The organism is Parvibaculum sp., assembly GCF_045863935.1.
Taxonomy (GTDB): Bacteria; Pseudomonadota; Alphaproteobacteria; order Parvibaculales; family Parvibaculaceae; genus Parvibaculum.
Genome location: NZ_BTVP01000010.1, coordinates 1 through 21,407, shown reverse-complemented (window position 1 = coordinate 21,407; position 21,407 = coordinate 1). Strand labels below are relative to the sequence as shown.

Below are 21,407 nucleotides of genomic sequence, written 5' to 3'. Positions count from 1 at the left end.
CGGCTGGCCGCAATCGCGTTCAGGATCGCTCACGCATCCGCCTCCTATATGACGCCCGCCTTCAGGAAATCGTGGATATGAACGACGCCGACGGGCTTGCCGCCCTCGACGACGAAGAGGCTTGTGATCTTCTTCTCGTTGAGGAGCTTCACCGCTTCGGAGGCAAGCATGTCGGGGCCCACCGTTTTCGGCGACGGGTTCATCACATCGGCTGCCTTGCGCGAGAGGAGGTCTACGGAAGAATGGCGGCGGATATCGCCATCGGTGATCATGCCCTCAAGCTTGCCCGTCCCGTCCACGATGCCCGCGCAGCCGAGGCTCTTTTGCGACATGACGAGCAGCACCTCTGACATCGGCGTCTCGGGCCCGGTGAGCGGCAGCTCGTCGCCGACATGCATCACCTCGCGGACATGGGCGAGCATCGCGCCGAGCTTGCCGCCCGGATGGAAGACCTTGAAGTCCTTGGCCGAGAAACCCTTCTTCTCAAGCAGTGCGATCGCGAGCGCGTCGCCAAGCGCAAGCTGCATGGTGGTCGAGGTCGTGGGTGCGAGCTTGTTGGGGCAGGCTTCCTCCGCGCGCGGCAGGATGAGCGAGACATCGCCCGCGCGGCCGAGCGCGCTCGCCGCTTCCGCCGTCATGGCGATGAGCGGGATCGCAAACCGTTTCGCATGAGAGATGATGCTGGAGAGTTCTGCCGTCTCGCCGGACCAGGACAGCGCGAGGATCACGTCGCTCGCGGTGATCATGCCGAGATCGCCATGGCTCGCCTCGCCGGGATGGACATATTGGGAGGGCGAGCCGGTGGACGCGAGGGTCGCCGCGATCTTCCGCGCGACATGGCCGGACTTGCCCATGCCCGTCACGACGATGCGGCCTTCCGCGCGGCCGAGCGTTTCCACCGCCTCGATAAAGGGACCGTCGAGCGAGGCCAGCAGCGCTTTCAGACCCTCGATTTCGAGCGAAAGCGTCCGGCTGGCGGAGGCGAGGTGGCCGGCTTCGGCCGTCGGGTTGTTCGTCGTGCGGGACAAGCGTCGCTCCTGTGGGCGCATCTGGGCCGGCCCGTGCTCTTCCGGGGCGGCGCCGAAGTGATTTGGCTCTTTATATCCCAATTGGCTGGCTACTCTATAAGAGGCGCTCTGTAACCACCGCAGCGCGGCACGGGTGAAGGGGTGCGGCGAAACATCCCGACAGCCCGGAATCGGGCCCCGTGGTGGTGTATCTCCTTGTTTACACATCGCAATCGGCTAACCTCAGTCACTGGGGGCTGACTGACGGAGCGGCATGCGCAGGCATGCCCGGAAGGAACGCGTGATCGGCGGACTGCTCAACCGGCTCAAGGGTGCGTTTCAAGGCGGCGAGCCCGCGTCCGTACCCGAGGGCATGAGGATTTATGCCGTCGGCGACATTCATGGCCGCGACGATCTGCTCGCGCGTCTGCTCGGCCAGATCGAGGCCGATGCCCGTTCTCGCCCGTCTCAGCGTAACCTTTTGATTTTCCTTGGAGATTATGTCGACCGGGGGCTCCAGTCGAAAGCCGTGCTCGACCGTCTGACGGGGGTGCCGCTTCCCGGCTTCGAATATGTCTTCCTCAAGGGAAACCATGAGCAGGCCATGCTCCAGTTCCTGGAGGACGCCGCCTTCGGCAAGACATGGAAATATTACGGCGGGCTCGAAACGCTCCATTCCTACGGCGTTACCGAACTGACGCGCACGGACGATCCGGCCGCCTTCGAACAGGCGCGCGAGCGGTTCCTCGACGTGCTGCCGGTGTCTCACCTCAACTTCCTGAAATCGCTAAAACTTTCTGCCGAATTCGGAGGCTATTTCTTTGTTCATGCGGGGGTGCGGCCGGGCGTGCCGCTCCATCGTCAGATCGAGGAAGACCTTCTCTGGATCCGCGAGGGCTTTGTCGATTCCGGCAGGATGTTCGGGAAGATCGTCGTGCATGGGCATACGCCGCGCGAGGAAGTTGTCATCAAACCGAACAGGATCGGTGTGGATACTGGCGCCTATATGACGGGGGTTCTCACGGCTGTCGTGCTGGAAGGAACGTCGCATCGCTTCGTGCAGACATGCGATGCGGAGGTGCCGCTTGCGGCGACGGGTTAACCAGCGGGTTGGATTTTTGGCCGTTTTCTGCGTTTCGTCTCTATTTTTAGCGCGCGCTGATGGTAGAAAACGGGCGCGGAGGCCGCTTCGCCCCGAAAGGTGGAGCATATTGAATTTGTCCGCGATGCATCTCCCCCGGGACTTGGGGTTCCGGTTGCGCGCAGACCAGACGAAGAGGGCTATTCGATGAACCATTCTGCGGCGGAAACCGGCAGGAACGGCTTCGAGGATTTCTGCGGGCGAAGGATTTTGATCTCTCTGCGGCGCAAGGCAGCGGCTGTTTTTGTCATGTTCGCGGTCGTCGCGGTGGCGGCTTGCACCGACGGGCCGCGCACCAATGCGCCGGCGCCGGTGGCTCAACAGGCGGTGTCGGAGCCGGCGGACACGCCCCTGCCGCCTGATGCGGATATCGACTATGAACTTGGCTCGGGCGACCGGCTCAGAGTGATCGTTTTCGGGGAGCCCGACCTTTCAGGCGAGTTCGACGTTGGCGGCTCCGGCGTGGTGGCGTTGCCGCTCATCGGGCAGGTCCGGGCCAACGGGCTTACACTCAGTGCCTTCGAGGATGCGGTCGAGGCAAAGCTTCGGGACGGCTATCTCACCAGCCCGCGCGTCAGCGTGGAGGTGATGAATTACCGGCCCTTCTACATCTATGGAGAGGTTTCGTCGCCCGGTCAGTATCCCTATACCAGCAGCATGACGGTGCTCAACGCCGTTGCGGTGGCGGGCGGTTACACCTACCGGGCCAATCAGGGCAAGGTCTACATCACCCGCGGCGAGGGCAACGAGGTCGAGTATCCGGCCAGCCAGGCGGTCAGGGTGCTGCCCGGCGATGTCCTGCGGGTGCCCGAGCGTTTCTTCTGATCCGGGGTACCTGACCCGGGAGCGGATTGTCCCGAACCGGGTCATTAACCGTAAAACCTTACTCCGTATGCGAATTTTAACTTTTGAAGGCGAGGTATTTCGGCCACTGCAAAGTGGAAAAGCGACGTCAAATGGCCAGAAATTCGCGCCTGCGGCAGCTTGTACATCGAACTCGCGCCGTGCTTGTGCTATCTTTCAACTAACGTGCAATGGTTAGCGGGCGGGGGCGATCGCTAACCATGTATTCGCGCAGTCTAGCGGGAGCCTCCAGTCCTCCATGGATGTGAGTTCCTGCGTTCGAGGAGGTTTTGTCATGCTGAAATCCGTTTCCACGGCGTTTGCATTCGCGGTGGCGCTCGCCTTCGCGGTGATCGCTTTCAATCCGTCTCTGGCTGCGGCCCAGGATCTCGCCGGAGCCCAGGCCGACATCGAGGCGCTGCTGGTCCAGTACGCCGATGACCCGGACGGGCTTGAAGCCGCGATCGAGGAATATGTAACGAATTCGGAAGATCCGGAGATTGCGGCGCAGGCGATCGTCGCCGTTGCCGCAGGCCTTCCGGCCAACAGCGATCTCAAGATTGCGCTGGGGCGGGGCCTTGGCGCCGCGATCGCTGTGATCGCGCTTACAAATCCGACGGCAGCGACGAATATGCAGGCTCTGGTGGCGGCCTCCGGCGACGAGACGCTGGTTGCCGCCGTTTCCGCAGGCACCTCCGACAAGACGGCATCGATCGAGCAGAATGCCGGGGGTGGTGACGAAGGCGCGGGCGACGAAGACGAGACGCCGGAAGAGCCCGCCAGCGCGACATAAGAAATGCACTGCCGGTGCAATCGTTCTGCCATGAGTGAGTGGGTATGGCGGGACGCCGGGGGCTGGCTGACAAAGACAAAGCGGAGAATATTCAATGACTTATGGCAGCGTTCGCCTCGTATCCCTGGCAGCGGCGGGGATTTGGATGGCTTCGGCCTCCGGCGCCTTTGCGCAGCAGGCAGGAGAAGCAGGGACTGAACTGAGCGATGTGCGTGGCCAGTCCGTCATGGAAAGGGCGCGGCCGGGCTACGATGCGGCGGGCATCCGGGCCGGTGGCTTTATGGTCTACCCGACGGCTTCCGTGACAGAGGCGTATGAGGACAATATCTACGCGACGCCGACCAACGAGACCGACGACTTCATCACCACGCTCAGGGCGGGTGTTGCGGTCAATTCGACCTGGAGCCGCCACGCGCTCAATCTGAACGCGGGCCTCGCGCAGCAATTCTACGCGGACAACGGCGATGAAGACCGCTTCGACTGGAATGTCGGCGCGGGCGGCACGCTCGACATCACCTCGATGACGGCGCTTTCCGGCTCGCTCAGCTATGCGCAGCGTCACGAAGATCGTGGCGATCCGAGTTCGCCTGCGGCTGCGAACGAGCCCATCGAGTACACGCTTTTCACGGGCACCGCGGCGCTCTCTCAGAATTTCGCCCGGGTGACGGCGACGGTCGGCGGCGAATACCTCGACTACGATTACGACGACAGTGCGACGGCCGGCGGCGTTCTGATCGACCAGGACTTCCGCGACCGCGAGGAGTTCATCGAGCGCGTCCGTCTTGCCTATAACCTCTCGCCCGACACGAATATCTATGTCGAAGGTCAGCTCGACCAGCGCGAATACGACCTGCAGCCTCCGGTTGTCGCCGTCACGCGCGATTCCGATGGCCGGCAGATTGTGGTCGGTTCGGAATTCCGCCTGACCAATCTCGCCCAGGGCGGCGTCTATGTCGGTTACCAGGAACGCGACTACGACGCGGCCGCCTTCGGCGACACCGACGGTCTTGCCTATGGCGCGAATGTCGACTGGTTCGTGACGCCCCTGACCACGGTGATCTTCACCGCGGACCAGAGCGTTCAGGAAACCACGATCGGCGGCGCATCGGGCTATGACAGGCAGCGGTTCGGCGTCGATGTCGATCACGAGCTCATGCGCAACCTCATCCTCAGCGGCGGTGCCTCCTACGGCAGCGATGACTTCGGCTCCAGCGCTCGCGAGGACGATCTGATCGGTGCCAGTGCCGGTCTGCTCTATCTCCTGAACCGCAATTTCGACGTCGGGCTTCGTTACACGTTCGAGGATCGCGACTCCAATATCGCGGCCGCGGACTACACGCGAAACGTCGTGGCGCTCACGTTGACCGGCAAGCTCTGAGCTGGACGGCTTTGCGGCAATAGAGTTAACGGAGGGCAGGCCGGGCGAACGTCTTGGCCTGCCCTTTTATTACGTCAGCCATGAAGCAAATTTGCGGGATGGCGGCGGCGGGAGCAGCCTGCGTTCGTGTATAGTGCGGCGCAACAGGTAGTGCGGCGAGGTTTCAGACGATGAATGCACCGGTCAAAGGCTCGGCAGCGCCAACGGCCAGGGGAAGTGCTTACGGATCGGTCGAGGCCCCTGCCGATTCCTTCATGGAGTTCGATCTGCTCGCCATTTTCCGCACGCTGAGGAAGCGTGCGGGCGTCATCGCGGGCATCACCGTCGTGCTCACGGCGCTTGTGGCGCTTGCCGTTTCCCAGATGACGCCGCTTTATACCGGCGAGACGCTTGTCCTGCTCGACCGGCAGAAGATGCAGGTCGTCGACATGGACGCCGTGATGTCGGGCCTGTCGCCGGATTCGGCGGCGGTCGACAGCGAGGTCGAGATATTGCGCTCGCGCGATCTCGCCCGCCGCGTTGTCGAAAAACTCGCGCTCGTCGGTGATCCCGAACTCAACAGCGCCCTGCGCGAACCCTCGCCGCTGCGCTGGGTGTCGCCGGTCTGGCTCCTCAAGCGCGGCATGGCGGCCCTTTCTTCGTCCAGTGTGGAGGCACCCGCCAGCGAAGCCGGGATCGCCGACAAACAGACGGAGAGCGTCGTCGACGCGGTCCGCGCGAGGACCGAGATTGCGCGCCGGACCACCACCTTTGTCATCTCCATCTCCTTCACCTCCGAGGACCCCGCAAAGGCGGCCCGCATCGCGAATGCGCTCGCCGATGCCTATGTCCTCGATCAGCTCGAGGCGAAGTTCGACGCGACGCGGACGGCCAATGCCTGGCTGTCGGAACGCCTGAGCGAATTGCGGACGCAGGTCACCGATGCCGAGCGCGCCGTGGCGATCTATCGCTCCGAGCATGGGCTCGAAGAATCGTCGGGTGTCACTGTCTCCGAGCAGCAGCTTTCCGAACTCAACGCGCAGCTCATTCTCGCCCGCGCCGCGCTCGCCGAAGCGCAGGCGAAATACAACCGCGCGCGCCAGCTCCGCGCCCAGGGCGGCAGCGTCGAAAGCGTTGCCGACGTGCTGGCCTCCGGCACCATCTCGAGCCTGCGCCAGAAGCAGGCGGAGCTTGCCCGCGAAAAGGCGAACCTGTCCGCCAAATACGGGCCGCGTCATCCCGCCATCGTCAATATCGAGGCGCAGCAGGGCGATATCGGCAGCCAGATCTCCGCGGAAGTTTCGCGCATCATCGAGAGCCTTGCCAACAATGTCTCCGTCGCCGAGACGCGGGTCTCCGCGCTCCGGGACAATCTGAACCAGATCAAGGGCGAGACGGGCGAGGACAATCAGGCGCTCATCCAGCTGCGTGAGCTGGAGCGCGAGGCGGCCTCCACGCGTGCCGTCTACGAAGCCTTCCTCAACCGCTTCAAGGAGACGACCGGCCAGCAGGGCCTGCAGACGCCCGACACCCGCATCATCTCGCAGGCGGTGATCCCGCAGGCCGCCTCCTATCCGCGCACCACGCTCTTCGTCGGCCTCGGTTTCGTCCTTTCCCTCATGCTGGGCTGCGGCGTGGCCTTCCTGCTCGAACATTTCGACAATGGCCTCCAGACGGCGCGCGATGTCGAACAGACGCTCCATTTGCCGCATCTCGTATCGCTGCCCGCGACGCCCGCCGAGAAGGGCCCCGGCGGCAAGGTCGTGTTGCCGCAGGACTATCTGATCGCCAAGCCGCTCTCCGCCTTCTCGGAATCGCTCAGAAGCCTGCGCAGCGCGCTGCAGCTTTCCAATGTCGACAATCCGCCGAAGATCATCCTCTTCACCTCGGCGCTACCCGCCGAAGGCAAGACGACGACGTCGGTGAGTTTCGCTCGCGCGGCGGCGGCTTCGGGCCTCAAGGTCGCGCTCGTCGATTGCGACCTTCGCCACCCTTCAGTCCACCGTGCCTTCGGCCTCGGGCGGCCGGAGGAGGGGCTTGTCGAGCTTCTTGCCGAGCGCCTCGAACTCAGCGCGGTCATGGTCAAGGACAGTAAGTCCGAACTCGACATCATCCCCGTCGCGACCGGCACCGCCAATCCGCCGGATGTGCTCGGCTCCGTGCAGATGAAGCTGCTGCTGCAGCGCCTTCGCGACGAATACGACCTCGTCGTCCTCGACAGCGCGCCGGTCCTGCCGGTGTCGGATTCGCGCGTCCTTTCGCGGCTGGCCGACGAGACCGTCTTCGTCGTGCGCTGGAACGAGACGCCGCGCGATGCGGCGCAGAGCGCCCTCAAGGAGCTCCGCCAGTTCGATGCGAAAATCGCGGGCGTCGTGCTCTCCATCGTCGATACGGCAAGGCAGGCGCGCTACGGCTATGGCGATGGCGGCTATTACTACAGCCGCTACAGCAAGTACTATGTCAACTGACGAGGCCTCCCCGGCGCCCCGGCGGCGCTGGCCGGTGTTCGTTGTCCTCGCGGCGGGCCTCTTCATCTGCGCGCTCGCCGTTCCCCGCGTCATCGCCTACGGGTTCGCCGCCGGCGATGGCGGCCGGGCGGCGGCGGTCCTTGCCGATGGCGGACCGCTCTCTCCCGCCGCGCTCGCCGATGCCCGCGCCCGTTATGCGCGCGCGCTCGCCGTCCACCCGTCCGATGCCGCCCTTGCCCTCGCGCTTGCCCGCCTCGAGCGCCGCGCGGCGGCGGCCGATCCAGACGCTCTCGACGCCGCCCGCGCGCATCTGCGCCAGGCGGCGGCACATGCCCCCAACGATGCCTTCATCTGGAGCCTGCTCGCGCAGACTGCCTTCGAGCGCGGCGCGCCGGTGGAAGAAGTGGCGGGCTATCTCCGGCTCTCGCGGCTCACCGGCCGCTTCGAGGCATCGAGCATGCTGCTGCGTGTGCGCACGGCGCTGCCGCTCTGGGAGCGCCTTCCGGAGGATCAGCGCGAAGGTGCTACCCGCGACATGGCCCGCCTCGGCGCCGATCCCAAGCTCCGCCGCGGCCTCTTCGGACCTTATGTCTCGCTGGGCTATGCGGAGCGCGCGCTCTTTCTCGACCATGCCTTCGCCGATGCCGGCGCACGGTCGAGGTTCCGCTCGCAGATCCTCAAATACACGCGCGAGCGGCGGGGCTGAGGACGGTCAGCCCGTCCGCCCGCGCGCCTGCGGCCAGGCCTGCGCCACGGCAAGCCCCATCAGGAAGGCGTAGAAGACCGCGACGGCGGGCATCTGCAGACTGAAATCGAAAAAGGAATGAAGGCCCACCAGCACCGTCGAGGCAACGCCGATGGCGGGCGCCGTGCGCTCGCGCCGCCTGCGCCAGAGCCCGCGCAGCGCCTCCACCGCCAGCAGCGCGATGGCGAGGTTCAGCGCCAGCATTGCCGGCACGCCGAGCTCCAGCGCGTTTTCCAGATAGACGTTATGCGCCTTGTCCCAGAGCAGGCTGGAAGACAGCGCCTCCGGGCGGTAGGCGGCGAAGACCTGTTCATAGGTGCCGTAGCCCGTTCCCGTCCAGGGCGCGGTCGAGATCGCGTCGAGGGTCGCCGCATAGATGATCCGCCGGTCGCCGGCACTCACATCCGAGCCCGCCGAGGACAGGCGCTCGAACAGCAAGCCGCCGCCCAGCCCGGCCGCCAGCAGGGCGGTGCCGGCGACCAGCGCGGCCATGAACAAGGCCTGCCCGCCGCGCAGCGCGCCGCCCCGCGCATGGGTCAGCATCAGGACGAAAAGGGCGATCAGGCTCGCCGCGATGCCCGCGCGCGAGCCCGTCAGGATGAGCGCGATGAAGAGGAGCAGTACGCAGGCCGTGCGCGGCAGCGAGCGGCTGAAGATTTCCTCCGCGATCATCGCCGCCTTCCGCGCCGCCGGGCGCTTGATCCCGAGCAGGTGGCGGAAGCCGTTGACGAACCAGGCGGTGGCGCAGAGCAGGCCGAGGCCCGCGAAGGTCGCATAGGAATTGCGGTTCACGAAGGTGCTGGAGAGCGCCCTGTGATAGGCCCATTTGCGGTAGATCGTCACCCACTCGTTCCCCGCCAGATAGACCCCGATGCCGTAAAGCGCGTAGGCCGCGCCGATGAGGGCGGCGGCGGCGATGGCGAGGCGCGCGCGGTCCGGCGCGCGGCCAAGCTGCAGCGTGAGCCAGAAAACGGCGGCATAGGCAAGAAGGCGCATCAGCCCCGACAGCGTCGCCTGCGGGTCGACCGAGAGGCTCGCGCGCAGCGGCGTGCCCAGCGCCGCCCCCGCCTCCCGCCACACCGGGTCGCCCCATGCGGCCGGCAGCGGCAGCGCCTGCACGAGGATCCACAGCGCCACAACGCCGAAGAGCCCGAGCGGCCAGCGCAGCTTGCGCGGCGCGAAGGCCATCTCCGCCCGCCCCGTCAGAACGGCGCCGGCCCAGAGCGCGAGCAGGAGCCCAGCCCCGAGCGAGAGGATCGCGGCAGGCAGCGGCCGGTTGCTCGCCAGCGGCAGCGGCGCCAGCGCGACAAGGGCGAGCAGCGCGCGGAAGAGCCATCGCTCCGTCCCGCTCCCGCTCCCCGTTCCGCCGGAGGCCGAATTCCCGCTCACCTGGTCCTCAAGAGTGCATTGCCGCCTGCTTCAAGGGGTAGCAGCCTTCGCCGGGAATTGCCATTGCGGGGGGGGGCGTCACGCCTTGCGAAGCAGCACCGCCGTCACCTTGTAGGGACGGAAAAGCCAGAGATAGCGGTGGAAGTGCCCTTTCCACCAGTGCAGGCCCCTCCAGAACATGAAGAACTTCACGGCGCTCTTGGCCATGTGCTTCAGCGTCCCGCCGGTCCCTCGCGCGGCGAGGAGGTCCTGCAGATAGGTCGTGTCCGGCCAGATGCCGGCTTCGACCGTCGTGAACCCCGGAAAGAGTGCCTTCAGTTCCTCCGGCGACGGCCGGAAACGGGTGTCGATGGGATCGTAATGGATCGGGTAGCTGTAAGGGACGGTGACGAGCAGGTGCCCGCCGGGCCGCAGCATTTCGTCCAGCCGCTTCGCCAGCGCCTCCCGGTCCGTCACATGCTCGAACATGTTGCAGCAAAGGACGAGCTTCGGGGCGAGCCTCTCGATGCTTGCCATCGTTGCCGGATCGTAGATGTCGCCCACGATGTCGACGCCCTCGCCAGGCTTTATGTCCGCATGCAGACCCTCGACGCCGCGCCCGGCCAGTGGGCGGAAGATGAAGCGGTCGATATGGGGTTGGGAGGTGCTGCGGAAGGCCCCGGTCGACGAGCCCAGATTGAGAAAGGGCGATATCTCCTGCCTGTCCAGCCGGGCCAGAATTTCGCCGATTGCCTTTGCTTCGCTTGGTCGCATCGCGTTGTCTGACCGGGTTATGGATGGAATTGAATGACCATACTACATAGCAATCGGACTCCCGCAGAAGAAAACACCGGAAATTCCATTCTGCTCACCCGGAAATGCGTTCAGTGTGACAAGTAGCCCGCACGCCGGAAGACGATCCAAAATCCTGCCAACCTCGTTGCAAGAAGCTGTGACAAAAGCTGGCGAAGCCTTATCATCCCGACCGGTTGTTTCTCAACCGCCCGGCGGTGCGGTGGCGGAAAGGATGTTCGATGAAGGCTCAGGATCTTTATGTCGGGGAGAAGGGCGCGCACTATTTCGAACAACGTGCGCAGGACCGGTCGGACGAGACCCAGCGCAGACGCTCTCGTCATTTTCAGGACTTTACGAGGCCGGATCAGGTAGTGCTCGATTTCGGTTGCGGCACCGGAGGCGTGCTCGCCTGTCTCGATGCGGAACGGCGTCTCGGCGTCGAGGTCAGCGAATATGCCGCATGTGAGGCACGTGAGGTACTGGATGAGGTTTTCGGTGATCTCGCTGCCGTGGGCGACGGGACGGTTGACCGCATCGTCAGCTATCATGCGCTGGAGCATGTCGACAGCCCGGGCCGCATCCTTGCCGAGTTTCACCGGGTGCTGAAGCCCGGCGGTGCGGTCCGCATCTTCGTGCCCTGCGAAATGCCTCTGCTGCTGCGTTCCCACAGGGCATGGAAGGCAAATGACGACATGCATCTGCATTCGTGGACGCCGCTGACCCTCGGCAATCTTCTGTCCGTTTCCGGATTCGAAGTCGAACGCGCCGAAATTCTGCCGGGTTCCGGCGGCGGCCGCCTCGGCGTCCTGTTCGGCGAAGGCAGCAAGGGAAAGGCACTGTTCTCTTGTTTGAAGTCGCTGCGGAGCGGGCAGTTCCATACGGCAGTGACGGCGCGCAGGGGGGCAGGTACTGCCTAGCAATTTCTTTACTGGCGACCGTGCTGAGAGACGCCGCGATGTTGTAGTGAGTCGGCTACCCTTTGTCTGAGCCTTCGGCGTTTTTTAGCCTTTTTGATCGCTGATTTCAGGCGGACAAACATCAAATCGATCCGAGAAAAACGGCCACTCGTGTCGGTGTTTTCGAGTGGATAGTCAAGCAATTCGAGGAGGCTGCCACATACCATTTCGAACAGCGATATCTCTTTGATTGAGAGGCTCCTACGCCACAGATCATTCGTATCAGGGCTAATCGTTGTTCCCACGCGCACGTGTTGCTGCTCAATGTAACGAGACTTCCGTAGAGCGTTGGCCGTTAGCATTTCCTCCGTGTAGGTCAGGTCCGTAAACTCGCATATGCGTCTGAGTTCTGCTTCAGGGTTTTGTGTTAGCGACTCATATTTGACGAATAAGACCTGCTTCGGGTAACGCCGCTCGGCTGCCAGACCGCACGCGACAGCCCCCATCCACCAATATGCGGCTTGTATCGGATCGGCGGGGCCCCAATCCAGTGGAAGTACTGACGCCATGGCTGCGCGGCCGTCTCGGACGAGATGAATGAACTTGCTGTCCGGAAATGCCGTCATCAAACTTGGAACATTCTCTATGTTGTTTGGTGAGTGGTCGATCCAGACTTCCCAACCTTGCCGGTTATGCTTCTGTGCGTATTGGTCTACGATGTCGAAAAGAATTCGTCTCACATATGTATCGGTCTTCTCGTCTTCGATGCGGGTCACGTACGGAGATACTGTCATCTCCCATAGCACCTGAAATCGTTCGTCCGAAGCTATCTGAGCGTAGATCGCTTCGGAATTTTCCGATAACAGCGCCGCTTTTTTTTGGTGGATAAGTTTCAATTTGAATTGAGACTCCGGCGTGACCACAGCCTCAGGGGCGGCACCCAGCGCGCTTCCGAGCATCGTCGTGCCGCTTCGACCGCAGCCGCCGATGAATATGCTTCGTCTGCTATGCATAGATGAAATCTCGCCAAAGTTGGTTGTACCGGTGGTGTTCAGGTGTGGCTCGCGCGCTCATAATACCGACAAATTTGGAAAAGCGATTAAACCGAACATTATCTCGCCCGATGCATCTTTCTTGCGATCTGGCTCGTGACTGTGTCTTTGATCCAAGCTCCTTCTTCGCCATAAAGATGCGGCATGAGTAACTGTATCGCCAGCATTACAGACGCCGCCGCCAATCCGCCGGCCACTACAACAACAAGATGTGGCATTTCATACGCCCGCGCCACTGCTGCAAAAGCGTAGGTACCCCCGCCCGTCAGCAGCGCAACCGTCAGATGACGCGCGTGAACGCGCGCGAGATCGCCGGGGCTGGCCGAAGTGAGCCTGCGTCCGAAGTCGAGCATCATCAGGAACTGGGCGGCCAGCGCCACGCCGACGCCCGCCGCTACCCCGCTCGTGCCGTGGAAGTGACCGGCCCATGCGCCAAGGACGACGAGAGCGGCAAAGAGCCATTGCCGCCAGGCGCTGCGATAGACCGCGCCCTTGGCGCGGGCAAGGATCGTGTTCGCCTTGTAGCCGATCCTGAAGAGAAGGCAGGATGAGAGAATCTGGAACGGCAGGATGGCCTCCGTCCAGTTGGGGCCCAGCACGACGAGGATCATCTCCGGACCCAGCGCGACCATGACGGCGCTGAGCGGCATCACCGTCAGCGCGATCAGGCCGACGACGAGAAGATAGGCGCGGCGCAGCCTTTCTTCTTCCGTCTGGATCGAGGACATGGCCGGATAAAGCACCAGGTCCAGCACATTTCCCAACAGTCCCACGGGCATCGTCATGAAATTGAAGGCGCGGGAGTAGAAGCCGAGCGCCTCCGCGCCAAGCATGCGGCCGACAATGAAGTTGTCGGCGTTCGTTGCGAAAAAGTTTGCAAACCGCGAAAGCGAGATGCCGCCGCTGAAGACGAGCAGGCCTTTCAGGGCGGGCCAGTGGAAGCCGAAGCCGAAGACATGGCGCGTGAAGACGATGTGGCAGAGGGAGAGAAGGACCGTCTGGGCGATCTGTCCATAGACCAGTGCGAGCACGCCCCAGCCGAGATAGGCCAGCGTGAGGGCGACAAGCGCATAGCCGAAAATGTAGCTCGCAAGGGTGATGCCGGCGAGGCGCCGGAACTGCATCCACCGTCGCAGCAAGGCTTCGCTCACTGCGGAGAAGCCCTTGATCGGGAAGGCGAGGGCAAGAAGCTGCACCGCGGGCTCGACGCCCTGCATGTCGAAAAGCGCCGCGATGTCGGCGGCGAATATGAAGATCAGCGCGCCCATGAGGCAGCTCGTGAGCGCCGTGAAGCCGATCGCCGTGTGAATGTCGCGGGGTTCGAGGTCCGGGCGCTGGATGATCGCTTGTGAGGTGCCAACCTGACCCGTCACCTCGAGCAGGCTGATGACGATGAGGGCGGCGCTCACGATACCGAAGCTGCTGGGTTCGAGGAGGCGCGCAAGGACCGCGAGGACGAGCATGCGCAGCACGACCTGCGCCGCGTTGCCGCCGGCGGACCAGATGAAACCGCTCACCGTTTTCTGGGTGAGGGAGCGCCCCGGTTTCGCGGCGGGCGCGGGGTCGGGCGGCGGCGTTTGATCGCTGCTCATGGGTCAGAAATCCGTTTCGCCGTAACCGAGGGTTGCCGCCGCGTCGGCGGTCGCCTGCCAGAGGCGGCGGCGCTGCTCCGCCGTCAGCCGCGCGACCGCGTCCCGGTTCACATTAGCATCTATCCGCTCACGGAGTTCCTCCGGCGCGATGCGGACGACGTCCCGCCCGCCATGGTCGGCGGTGGTTCTCGCCGCGCCGAATTTCTTCTGCATGAAGCGGACGAGGCCGTCCGGCGAAGGCGGGAGCGCGAGGTCCGTGGCGAGCCGGCGGTAGAACGAAGCCGGGTCCGCGATCATGTCCTCGAAGCGGACGGAGAGGGCATCCGGGCGGCGGGCGGCCCTCGCCATGTTCGCGGCGACGCCGTTGTAGCTTGAGGCTGCGCGCGCCTCGCTTTCGCCGCCGCGGATGAGGCCTTCGCACATGGGCAGCGGGTGGCGCATCAGGACGATGTGGCGGCTCCAGTCGAAACCGGCCTCGATTGCGGAGGCGAAGACGATATGGAAGTCCATGACTTTGAGGACGGTGGCCGTCGCGTCCGGCTTCTCCGCCCATGCTTCGGGCGAGATCGTGCGCGCCGTCCGGGCGGCGGCAATGCGTGTGAAACCCGGAACGGCGTTCCAGTCGATGACGCGTCCCATCGCGCGCATCGTCTTGCGCAGTCTGTGGTGCTGTCCGAACACGCCCTGGTGCCATTCGCGCGAAGGCACCAGCACGTCCGGCGAACTGCCGATCATGTTCCAGACGATGTTCGATCCGCCACGACCGAAGCAGTCCAGGATGAAGGCGCGCGGCGGCAGCGGGTGGCTCTCTCCCCTCATGCTCCTCGCTCGCTCTCCGTCGCGGGCAATGTCGCTCATTTCTGGCCTCGTCCAAACCGGGGACAAGTTTTTTTGTCCGTGCTCGCGGCGCGTCTGCGTCCTCGAATGTGACGTTCGCATGACATTTCGATGACAGTCATCCCTTTTTCAGGCCTTTTCGGCCCCTCTTATCCCCGGCAGCGTCCGGTAGAGCGCCATGTGTTGCGCGGCCACGCTCTCCATGCCGAAGCGTGCGGCGAGGGTCTCGCGGGCGGCGGCGCTCATCCGCGCATGGCTGTCCGGTGGTGTCGCGGCGGCCCTTTCGAGCGCCTCCACGCAACTCGAAACGTCGCCCGCTTCGAAGAGATAACCGTTCGCTCCGTCTTCCACCATGTCCTCGACGCCGCTCACGCGCGTCACCACGGGCACGACGCCGAAGCTCATCGCTTCCAGTACGGAGTTCGACATGCCTTCCGAAAGCGACGTAGACAGATAAAAATCCGCTTTCCGCAAGGCCGGCGTTACATCGTCCAGGCGTCCCGTGAATTCGACGCGCGCGGCAATGCCGAGGTCTTGTGCAAGCGCCCTCAACTCTTCCTCTCGCGGGCCGTTGCCGACGAGCATCAGCTTCGCGGCGTTCTTGCATTCGAGGCTGGCAAAGCTTCGCAACATGGTATCGATAGCCTTTTCCCTGTCGAAGCGTCCCATGAAAAGGAAGATGCTTTCGTCTCTCTCCCGCGCGGCGCGCGGTTCGGCCTGCGGCATGAGGACGCCGTTCGGAATGCGATGAACAAAGGCTTTTTCGATGCCGTGGCGTTCCACATCGTCAGCCATTTGCGCGCTGTTGGCGATGAAGCCCGTCGTCAGCCGCTTGATGACCGCCGCGAATTGCGGGCCGAAGAGGCGCTTGTTCTTCACCGTGTCGATGTCGAAATCGTATCCGCCGCGTCCGAACTTGATGAGCGCCGGCCGCCCGGCGAGTTTCGCGCCGATCAGCGGGCCAACCGCGTGCAGCCGTCCGTGGATGATGTGAACCACGTCGTAGCTCTGCCTGTGCCGCCACAGCCACCAGGCCGTGCGCAGCGACCACCAGGCAAAGGAAAGAAAGTGACGGCCGCCGAGGTTCGGCAGGCTCGTCAGGCGGAAGCGGACGATTTCGACACCGTCCTTCGTTTCGCGCGCGGGCGTGTCCGCCTCGATGCGCGGTGCCAGCAGCGTGACCCTCACGCCCTCGCGCACCAGCGTGGCCGCGAACTTCCGGCTCTGCTGTTCCGCGCCGCCGAAGGACTCCGGCAGGTAGGTCGGCAGGACGAGCACGATGTGCAGGGAAGAGGTGCCGGGAGGTCTGTCCACGTATTCGGTACCGATCTGAACGGGTCTGCTGGCGGTCGAGACCGGAGGCTGCCGCCCGGCCGTTTCGGAGCATGCCATATTTTATCCTGCCTCTGTCTAAATATTGCTAGAGTTCTTCAACAAACGCATTGGCGATTTCAACCACACTTCCTTCATCACGGCTCCATGTCCTCCAGCCTCCGCATCGTTCACGTCATAACCCGCTTCGTTAATGGCGGGGCGGATGAGAACACGCTTCTGACCTGCAACCATCAAGCCGAAGCGGGGCATGAGGTGTGGCTCGTCTATGGACGGGACTGGACGGAGCGCATGCGCGGTCAGCTCGATCCGCGCGTCAGGGCGGTAGAGATTCCGTTGCTGGTGCGCGAGATTTCGCCGGCGAGAGATCTCGCCGCCTTGGCCGGTCTGGCGAGGCTCTATCGCCGGGTCCGCCCCGACATCGTTCACACGCATACGAGCAAGGCCGGCATTGTGGGGCGTCTTGCCGCTCTTGCCTGGCTGCCCGCCAAGGTCGTTCACGGTGTGCACATTCTTCCCTTCACGAGTGAACCCTTCTTGAAGCGCATCGTGTACGTTCTGCTGGAAAAGCTCACGGCGTTGCGTACCCATGCCTTCATCGATGTCAGCGAGGGTATGCGCGACCTCTGCCTCGACTATGGGCTGGGGACGAATGACAATCATTTCGTCATCAGGAGCGGCATGGATGTTGAGCGGTTTCGAAATGCGCGTCCTGCGGACGACATCTCGGCTTTGAGACAATCCTGCGACGGCGCCGTGATCGCCGGTTACGTCGCTGTCCTCGAAAGGCGGAAGCGGCATCTTGAACTCCTGCAAGCGGCGATGCCGCTGCTTGCAAAGAACAAGGACCTGTTCCTCGTGCTTGCGGGCGACGGTCCGGAACGGCCCGAACTCGAACGGTTCATTCGGGACAAGGGTATTGGCGAGCGTGTACGCATCCTGGGTTTCCGGGAAGATGTGGAGCGGGTCGTGGCCGGCTGCGACATTTGCGTGTTCGCTTCGCAGCGGGAAGGGTTGCCCCGCTCGATCGTCCAGTATGTCATTGCCGGAAAGCCTGTCGTCGCTTCGGCGCTTCCGGGGATCGAGCGCGTTATCCGCGACGGCGAGAATGGTTTCGTGGTGGCAGGGGACCGGCTCGATGGCGTTGCCGAGGGAGTAGAGAAGTTGATGCGGGACACCGGGCTTCGCGCAAGCTTCGCCGCCGCGAGCGCGGCAACCGATCTCTCTGAATGGGACGCGCGTATAATGACGGACAGGATCGAAACGGTCTACGAAGATTGCCTGACGGGCTTCGGCACATCCCTCGCGCCCGGCTCGCTGTAGGGGAAGACGCTTCCTCCGCCTACCGTGGCCATGCCTCGATTTTCCTGCCCAGAAATTTCTCGAGCCTCTCCCGGTCCGCCACGTACAGGGAGCGCAGCGTATGACGCTCTTCTTCGGTCAGCTCCGGCTTGTCGAACTCCACGGCGTTCAGCGCCCTTATTTTTTTGTTGAAGCCCGCTCTCTTCAGGAGGCGCGGGAGCCAGGAGAGTGCCCTGGTTGCTCTCAAGGCCGAAGCTGCTTTCACGGATGTCGTGTGGAGCCATCGCCAGCGGTAGGCTGTGGCCGGATTCGATGCACGATGGAGGTCGTCTCTCGGCTGAAGAGCCGGATCGACACCCAGAAAGTTGCAAAGCCGGTCGAGTGCGCGATCGCGATCGGCCATGACTTCCTCGAATATGAGGATCAGCAAGTTCTCGCGCGGAAAATGACGTAGATAGCGCTCGATCTGCGCGCCATAGAGGCCGCGCCTTACGATGAGGTTGCTGCCGTCTTCGGCGAGATCCATCAATGGCGGCATGGATGCCCGCTTGTTATAGGTCATCCAGTACTCGGAAGCCGCGCGCTCCACGGGATCTCTCAGAACGGCGATCAGTTTCACATCCGGAAGCATGGCGGCAATGCGCTCCGGCGCTGCGTCGTCGCAGAGATACATGGGAGATACTTCGCCAACAGCGCGTTCGCTCCGGCGGGGAGCGAAGAAATCTTCATACCAGGCGCGGCCGAGCCGCGTGAACTGGTCGAGCACGCGGCCATCGGAATCCAGACGCGAAAAGTAGCTGAGTTCCTTCGTGTCCGGCAGGAAGATGTCGGGATGACGGCGTAATACGTCGTAAAGCCAGGTCGTACCCGCCTTCTGCGCGCCAATTATGAGAAAATTCGGAAGCATCTGCCGGTTTCGTCCAGATTTAAACGGTCGTGTCCGCAGGATCCCGTCCGACCCGGTCGGCCGATGCAAGGCGGCGCCCGCCGTTCGGCAAGCGGATGCTCCGGGAAGGGAAGAACAAGAGTACGGCTGGCAAGAAGATGATCAGCACGCTCAGGCCGGTGCTCGCCTTGAACGCGTTCATGACGAGGCCGAATGCGAGCAACGAAATACCCATGCGCGTTCTGAATTGAAGCGAGCGGTTGAGGAAGGGCATCGAGCGGACGCAGAGCACAGCTCTTTTCATGACGATGAAAAGAACCGCCAGGTAGAGCGCAAGCCCCACGAGACCGGTTTCTGCTGCGGTGCGTAGATATTCGTTGTGAATGCCTTGTGAAAACGCCTCGGGCAACCCGCTCGAACGCTGTTCGATATAGGTGATGAACTGGTTCACGCCCAGCCCGAAGACCGGGTTCTCTTCAAAGACAGACCACGCCTGGTCGGACACGTAAAGGCGCACGCGGTTGCTGATGGACTCTCTCGTGTCGGCGATTGGGTTATAGGCAGGGTTGAAGTATTTATCGAAGGCAGAGAGCGTGCTGTTGACCTGCTTCGTCAGATAGCTTCGTTCCGAAGAAGCCTGCGCGACAAGGACAAGGGGGAGTGCGACCGCGAAGATCAGGAGCCCACGCTGCAGGACCCGGGACGTGGCTAGTCTTCCTGTTTCCGTGAAGGCTGACGCAACGACAATGGCGGCCACGGCCGCGAGCCAGGCCTTTCGCTCGCCGGACATGATCGTGAGCGCTGCTGCAACTACGATCAGGAGCAGCGGTAGATACCAGTTTTTCCGGCCAAACCAGTAGCCGGCGGTTACGGCGGTGAGCACCAGGCTGTAGCTATGGGTGAGCTTTATCGCCCCCATGGTTTTGAAGCCATAGAAGGTTCCGCTGGTAATGAACACCGCGGCATTCGCAATGGACAAGCCCCAGATACCCACGAAAAGACTGACCAGGAAAATCTGGAAATTCCCCTCTTCGGCCAGCAGGTCTTTCAGTATCCAGAAAAACGCGATGAAGCTGACCGCCTGCAGCAGTTCCTTGAGGGCATCCGTTGGGGATGTGAGAAAGAATGCGTTCAGGACCCAGTAGAGGGTGAGTGCGGAGAAGGCGAGGATGAAGCTTCCCCCCGGCACGCGTCTTACCCGTCGCGATACGAGAATCGAGAGGGCGTAGACTGCGGTAACGGCTGCGAATGCAACGTCGAAAAGGCGTATCTTTGCTCCTGCCGCGTGAAACTGCGTGTCCAGAAACATGGTGGCGCAAATCAAGCCGAGGATGATGCACGCCCATCGTCCGGCCGCACCTGAGCGTTGTCCCAGGTGTTGCGCGGGAGAGCGGGACTCGGAAATGTATGCTGTCTCCATGCGGCGATCGGTCCGGCGGGCAGGCGGTTTCGGAGGGGCAGCAACGCTCTGACTGCCATATTTAAAGTAGCCGAAGTAAGATAGCTTGCATACTTGGCTGGCCGTCAATGGAGCGGAAATGCCATGCTGAGGTCTTAACGCTAGCAGACGGATAGTCGACATGGGTGCCGCCGGCAATGTCTCGGTGATCATGACCTGCCACAACGAGGCGGCCTTTATCGAGCAGGCTATCAGAAGCGTGACTGCCCAGACGGCGTATGGGCGCGTGAGCGAGATCATCGTCGTTAACGATGGCTCCACCGACCAATCCGAGTCCATTCTGAAGGGGCTTGCTCACGAGATAGGCAAACTGAAAATCCTGAAGGCATCGGGGATAGGGCCTTCCGCCGCCCGTAACATGGCGCTGGCCGAGGCCTCCGGCGCTTTCATTGCGGTTCTGGACGGGGACGACATCTGGGCGCCGCGCAAGCTCGAGCTGCAGCTGCCCCGCCTCGAAAGCGATGATCGCATCGGCCTCGTCTACAGCGATTTCTATGATTTCTCCGACGCCGGCATATCCGATGCGAAGCTCTTTCAGGTCCGCCGCTACGCGGCCAGCGATCCAAACCTGCTCGAGCGCTTTTTTGTCAGGGGTGGACCCGTCATCCCTTCGAGCACCGTCTACCGGCGCGAGGTGTTTGAAAAGGCTGGCCTGTTCAACACCGAGCTTCGCCTTGCGGAGGACTCCGACATGGTTCTCCGGATTGCACAGGACTGGTCGATTCAGTATGTGCCCGGAGGGCTTGTGTACAAACGCCGGCATGGAAGGAATGCCTCCCGGGACATGGCGGGCTGGGAGGCGGCAGCCGAGCGTGTTGCCGAGCTCGCGATGGCGCGCGTGCCGCGCCTCGCGGGGCTGCAGGCACGGCGGAAGTCCTACCGGCATTCCAAGATCGCTTCCGCCTATCTTTCCGAAGGTCTGAATCTGGAGGGGTGGCGATATCTCCTCGGCGCGCTTCGGCTGGACCCCTTCAATCGGCGAGCCTATGCGATTGCCGTTCTGGCCTTGTTTCCATCTGGTCTGCGGAAAGGCGTATCTCGCTGGGTCAAGCGCGTCCAGGCAATGGCGGCAGGGCGGGGCGAGCCGAAAGTGGATGAGAAGAGAGTATGAGCGGGGCGATTGATCTTACCATCGTCGTGCCCGTCTATAACCGGGTGGCACTGATCGGGCGCTGTCTTCGCAGCTGTCTTTCCCAGGCGGGCGAGAATGTCGAGGTGATTGTGGTCGACGATGCGTCCACCGACGACAGCGTTGCGGCGGTTCGGGCTTTCTCGCATCCGCGACTGAGCGTTCTTGTGCAGGAGCGGAACAAGGGCGTTTGTTCCGCGCGCGGCCGCGGCGTCTCCCGGGCGCGAGGCGAATGGATTGCTTTCGTGGACAGTGACGACGAACTCGCCGAGGGCGCTGTCGATGCGCTGCTGGCGGCGATCCGCGAATGTCCGGAGGATTGCGGTGCGATCTATCACCGCGATCTCCACGCCGATGGCATCATTTCTCCGATCGCCGTCCCCAGATACGGCAGGCTCCGGTATG

At 63.1% G+C, this 21,407-nt stretch carries 19 protein-coding genes; 10 read left to right on the top strand and 9 right to left on the bottom strand.

What is annotated here, in order from left to right; genetic code table 11:
• Positions 1–44: 44 nt before the first annotated feature.
• The gene (locus ACKUUH_RS06045) at positions 45–1,049 is read right to left on the bottom strand and encodes an SIS domain-containing protein (RefSeq protein WP_407948981.1); all 1,005 of its coding nucleotides are present in this window, start codon (positions 1,047–1,049) and stop codon (positions 45–47) included.
• Between the two features lie 232 nt (positions 1,050–1,281).
• Between ACKUUH_RS06045 and ACKUUH_RS06040 the strand changes: the two genes are divergently transcribed.
• From ACKUUH_RS06040 to ACKUUH_RS06015, 6 genes are all read left to right on the top strand, one after another.
• Positions 1,282–2,109, top strand: coding sequence for a metallophosphoesterase family protein (locus tag ACKUUH_RS06040; RefSeq protein ID WP_407948980.1), 828 nt, complete (start codon positions 1,282–1,284; stop codon positions 2,107–2,109).
• Between the two features lie 186 nt (positions 2,110–2,295).
• Positions 2,296–2,973 carry a polysaccharide biosynthesis/export family protein gene (locus tag ACKUUH_RS06035; RefSeq protein ID WP_407948979.1) on the top strand — a complete coding sequence of 226 codons (678 nt, stop codon included), beginning with the start codon at positions 2,296–2,298 and terminating at the stop codon, positions 2,971–2,973.
• A gap of 313 nt (positions 2,974–3,286) precedes the next feature.
• The gene (locus ACKUUH_RS06030) at positions 3,287–3,784 is read left to right on the top strand and encodes a hypothetical protein (protein ID WP_407948978.1); all 498 of its coding nucleotides are present in this window, start codon (positions 3,287–3,289) and stop codon (positions 3,782–3,784) included.
• A gap of 145 nt (positions 3,785–3,929) precedes the next feature.
• Positions 3,930–5,162: an outer membrane beta-barrel protein gene (locus ACKUUH_RS06025; protein WP_407948977.1), complete on the top strand. Its 1,233-nt coding sequence runs from the start codon at positions 3,930–3,932 to the stop codon at positions 5,160–5,162.
• A gap of 170 nt (positions 5,163–5,332) precedes the next feature.
• Complete coding sequence (locus ACKUUH_RS06020) at positions 5,333–7,609, top strand: GumC family protein (RefSeq protein WP_407948976.1); 2,277 nt, start codon at positions 5,333–5,335, stop codon at positions 7,607–7,609.
• Positions 7,610–7,643: 34 nt separating this feature from the next.
• Positions 7,644–8,315 (top strand): hypothetical protein, encoded by a 672-nt coding sequence (locus tag ACKUUH_RS06015; RefSeq protein WP_407948975.1) that lies wholly within the window; start codon positions 7,644–7,646, stop codon positions 8,313–8,315.
• A 6-nt stretch (positions 8,316–8,321) separates the two neighbouring features.
• Here the strand turns inward: ACKUUH_RS06015 and ACKUUH_RS06010 are convergent, their stop codons facing one another.
• Positions 8,322–9,743, bottom strand: coding sequence for an O-antigen ligase family protein (locus ACKUUH_RS06010; RefSeq protein ID WP_407948974.1), 1,422 nt, complete (start codon positions 9,741–9,743; stop codon positions 8,322–8,324).
• Positions 9,744–9,821: 78 nt separating this feature from the next.
• Entirely contained in the window at positions 9,822–10,496 is a 675-nt protein-coding gene (locus ACKUUH_RS06005) for a hypothetical protein (RefSeq protein WP_407948973.1), read from the bottom strand.
• Between the two features lie 260 nt (positions 10,497–10,756).
• On the opposite strand from ACKUUH_RS06005, the gene ACKUUH_RS06000 reads away from it, so the two are divergent.
• Positions 10,757–11,434: a class I SAM-dependent methyltransferase gene (locus ACKUUH_RS06000; protein WP_407948972.1), complete on the top strand. Its 678-nt coding sequence runs from the start codon at positions 10,757–10,759 to the stop codon at positions 11,432–11,434.
• Positions 11,435–11,442: 8 nt separating this feature from the next.
• On the opposite strand, the gene ACKUUH_RS05995 is transcribed toward ACKUUH_RS06000, so the two are convergent.
• From ACKUUH_RS05995 to ACKUUH_RS05980, 4 genes are all read right to left on the bottom strand, one after another.
• Positions 11,443–12,426, bottom strand: a complete 984-nt coding sequence (locus tag ACKUUH_RS05995) for a sulfotransferase family protein (protein WP_407948971.1) — start codon at positions 12,424–12,426, stop codon at positions 11,443–11,445.
• Between the two features lie 98 nt (positions 12,427–12,524).
• Positions 12,525–14,057 (bottom strand): lipopolysaccharide biosynthesis protein, encoded by a 1,533-nt coding sequence (locus tag ACKUUH_RS05990; protein ID WP_407948970.1) that lies wholly within the window; start codon positions 14,055–14,057, stop codon positions 12,525–12,527.
• Positions 14,058–14,060: 3 nt separating this feature from the next.
• Positions 14,061–14,915: a sulfotransferase gene (locus ACKUUH_RS05985; protein ID WP_407948969.1), complete on the bottom strand. Its 855-nt coding sequence runs from the start codon at positions 14,913–14,915 to the stop codon at positions 14,061–14,063.
• Positions 14,916–15,023: 108 nt separating this feature from the next.
• Complete coding sequence (locus ACKUUH_RS05980; protein ID WP_407948968.1) at positions 15,024–16,286, bottom strand: glycosyltransferase family 4 protein; 1,263 nt, start codon at positions 16,284–16,286, stop codon at positions 15,024–15,026.
• 87 nt (positions 16,287–16,373) lie between these two features.
• On the opposite strand from ACKUUH_RS05980, the gene ACKUUH_RS05975 reads away from it, so the two are divergent.
• A complete protein-coding gene (locus tag ACKUUH_RS05975) occupies positions 16,374–17,549 on the top strand; it encodes a glycosyltransferase (RefSeq protein ID WP_407948967.1) in 1,176 nt (391 codons plus the stop codon).
• A 19-nt stretch (positions 17,550–17,568) separates the two neighbouring features.
• On the opposite strand, the gene ACKUUH_RS05970 is transcribed toward ACKUUH_RS05975, so the two are convergent.
• Both ACKUUH_RS05970 and ACKUUH_RS05965 read right to left on the bottom strand, forming a co-directional pair.
• Positions 17,569–18,435 carry a sulfotransferase family protein gene (locus ACKUUH_RS05970; RefSeq protein ID WP_407948966.1) on the bottom strand — a complete coding sequence of 289 codons (867 nt, stop codon included), beginning with the start codon at positions 18,433–18,435 and terminating at the stop codon, positions 17,569–17,571.
• A gap of 19 nt (positions 18,436–18,454) precedes the next feature.
• The gene (locus ACKUUH_RS05965) at positions 18,455–19,834 is read right to left on the bottom strand and encodes an O-antigen ligase family protein (protein WP_407948965.1); all 1,380 of its coding nucleotides are present in this window, start codon (positions 19,832–19,834) and stop codon (positions 18,455–18,457) included.
• Between the two features lie 160 nt (positions 19,835–19,994).
• Here ACKUUH_RS05965 and ACKUUH_RS05960 point away from each other — a divergent pair, with 160 nt between their 5' ends.
• Positions 19,995–20,984 (top strand): glycosyltransferase family 2 protein, encoded by a 990-nt coding sequence (locus ACKUUH_RS05960; RefSeq protein ID WP_407948964.1) that lies wholly within the window; start codon positions 19,995–19,997, stop codon positions 20,982–20,984.
• Positions 20,981–21,407: glycosyltransferase family 2 protein (locus tag ACKUUH_RS05955; RefSeq protein ID WP_407948963.1), on the top strand; the 427-nt coding region annotated here is incomplete at its 3' end. The genes ACKUUH_RS05960 and ACKUUH_RS05955, both read left to right, overlap by 4 nt.

Excerpts from the sequence above, each read along its gene's own strand:
- ACKUUH_RS06045 (WP_407948981.1), bottom strand. The coding sequence starts at position 1,049 with ATGCGCCCACAGGAGCGACGCTTGTCCCGCACGACGAACAACCCGACG.
- ACKUUH_RS06040 (WP_407948980.1), top strand. The coding sequence starts at position 1,282 with ATGCGCAGGCATGCCCGGAAGGAACGCGTGATCGGCGGACTGCTCAAC.
- ACKUUH_RS06035 (WP_407948979.1), top strand. The coding sequence starts at position 2,296 with ATGAACCATTCTGCGGCGGAAACCGGCAGGAACGGCTTCGAGGATTTC.
- ACKUUH_RS06030 (WP_407948978.1), top strand. The coding sequence starts at position 3,287 with ATGCTGAAATCCGTTTCCACGGCGTTTGCATTCGCGGTGGCGCTCGCC.
- ACKUUH_RS06025 (WP_407948977.1), top strand. The coding sequence starts at position 3,930 with ATGGCTTCGGCCTCCGGCGCCTTTGCGCAGCAGGCAGGAGAAGCAGGG.
- ACKUUH_RS06020 (WP_407948976.1), top strand. The coding sequence starts at position 5,333 with ATGAATGCACCGGTCAAAGGCTCGGCAGCGCCAACGGCCAGGGGAAGT.
- ACKUUH_RS06005 (WP_407948973.1), bottom strand. The coding sequence starts at position 10,496 with ATGCGACCAAGCGAAGCAAAGGCAATCGGCGAAATTCTGGCCCGGCTG.
- ACKUUH_RS06000 (WP_407948972.1), top strand. The coding sequence starts at position 10,757 with ATGAAGGCTCAGGATCTTTATGTCGGGGAGAAGGGCGCGCACTATTTC.
- ACKUUH_RS05995 (WP_407948971.1), bottom strand. The coding sequence starts at position 12,426 with ATGCATAGCAGACGAAGCATATTCATCGGCGGCTGCGGTCGAAGCGGC.
- ACKUUH_RS05990 (WP_407948970.1), bottom strand. The coding sequence starts at position 14,057 with ATGAGCAGCGATCAAACGCCGCCGCCCGACCCCGCGCCCGCCGCGAAA.
- ACKUUH_RS05985 (WP_407948969.1), bottom strand. The coding sequence starts at position 14,915 with ATGAGCGACATTGCCCGCGACGGAGAGCGAGCGAGGAGCATGAGGGGA.
- ACKUUH_RS05980 (WP_407948968.1), bottom strand. The coding sequence starts at position 16,286 with ATGGCATGCTCCGAAACGGCCGGGCGGCAGCCTCCGGTCTCGACCGCC.
- ACKUUH_RS05975 (WP_407948967.1), top strand. The coding sequence starts at position 16,374 with ATGTCCTCCAGCCTCCGCATCGTTCACGTCATAACCCGCTTCGTTAAT.
- ACKUUH_RS05970 (WP_407948966.1), bottom strand. The coding sequence starts at position 18,435 with ATGCTTCCGAATTTTCTCATAATTGGCGCGCAGAAGGCGGGTACGACC.
- ACKUUH_RS05965 (WP_407948965.1), bottom strand. The coding sequence starts at position 19,834 with ATGGAGACAGCATACATTTCCGAGTCCCGCTCTCCCGCGCAACACCTG.
- ACKUUH_RS05960 (WP_407948964.1), top strand. The coding sequence starts at position 19,995 with ATGGGTGCCGCCGGCAATGTCTCGGTGATCATGACCTGCCACAACGAG.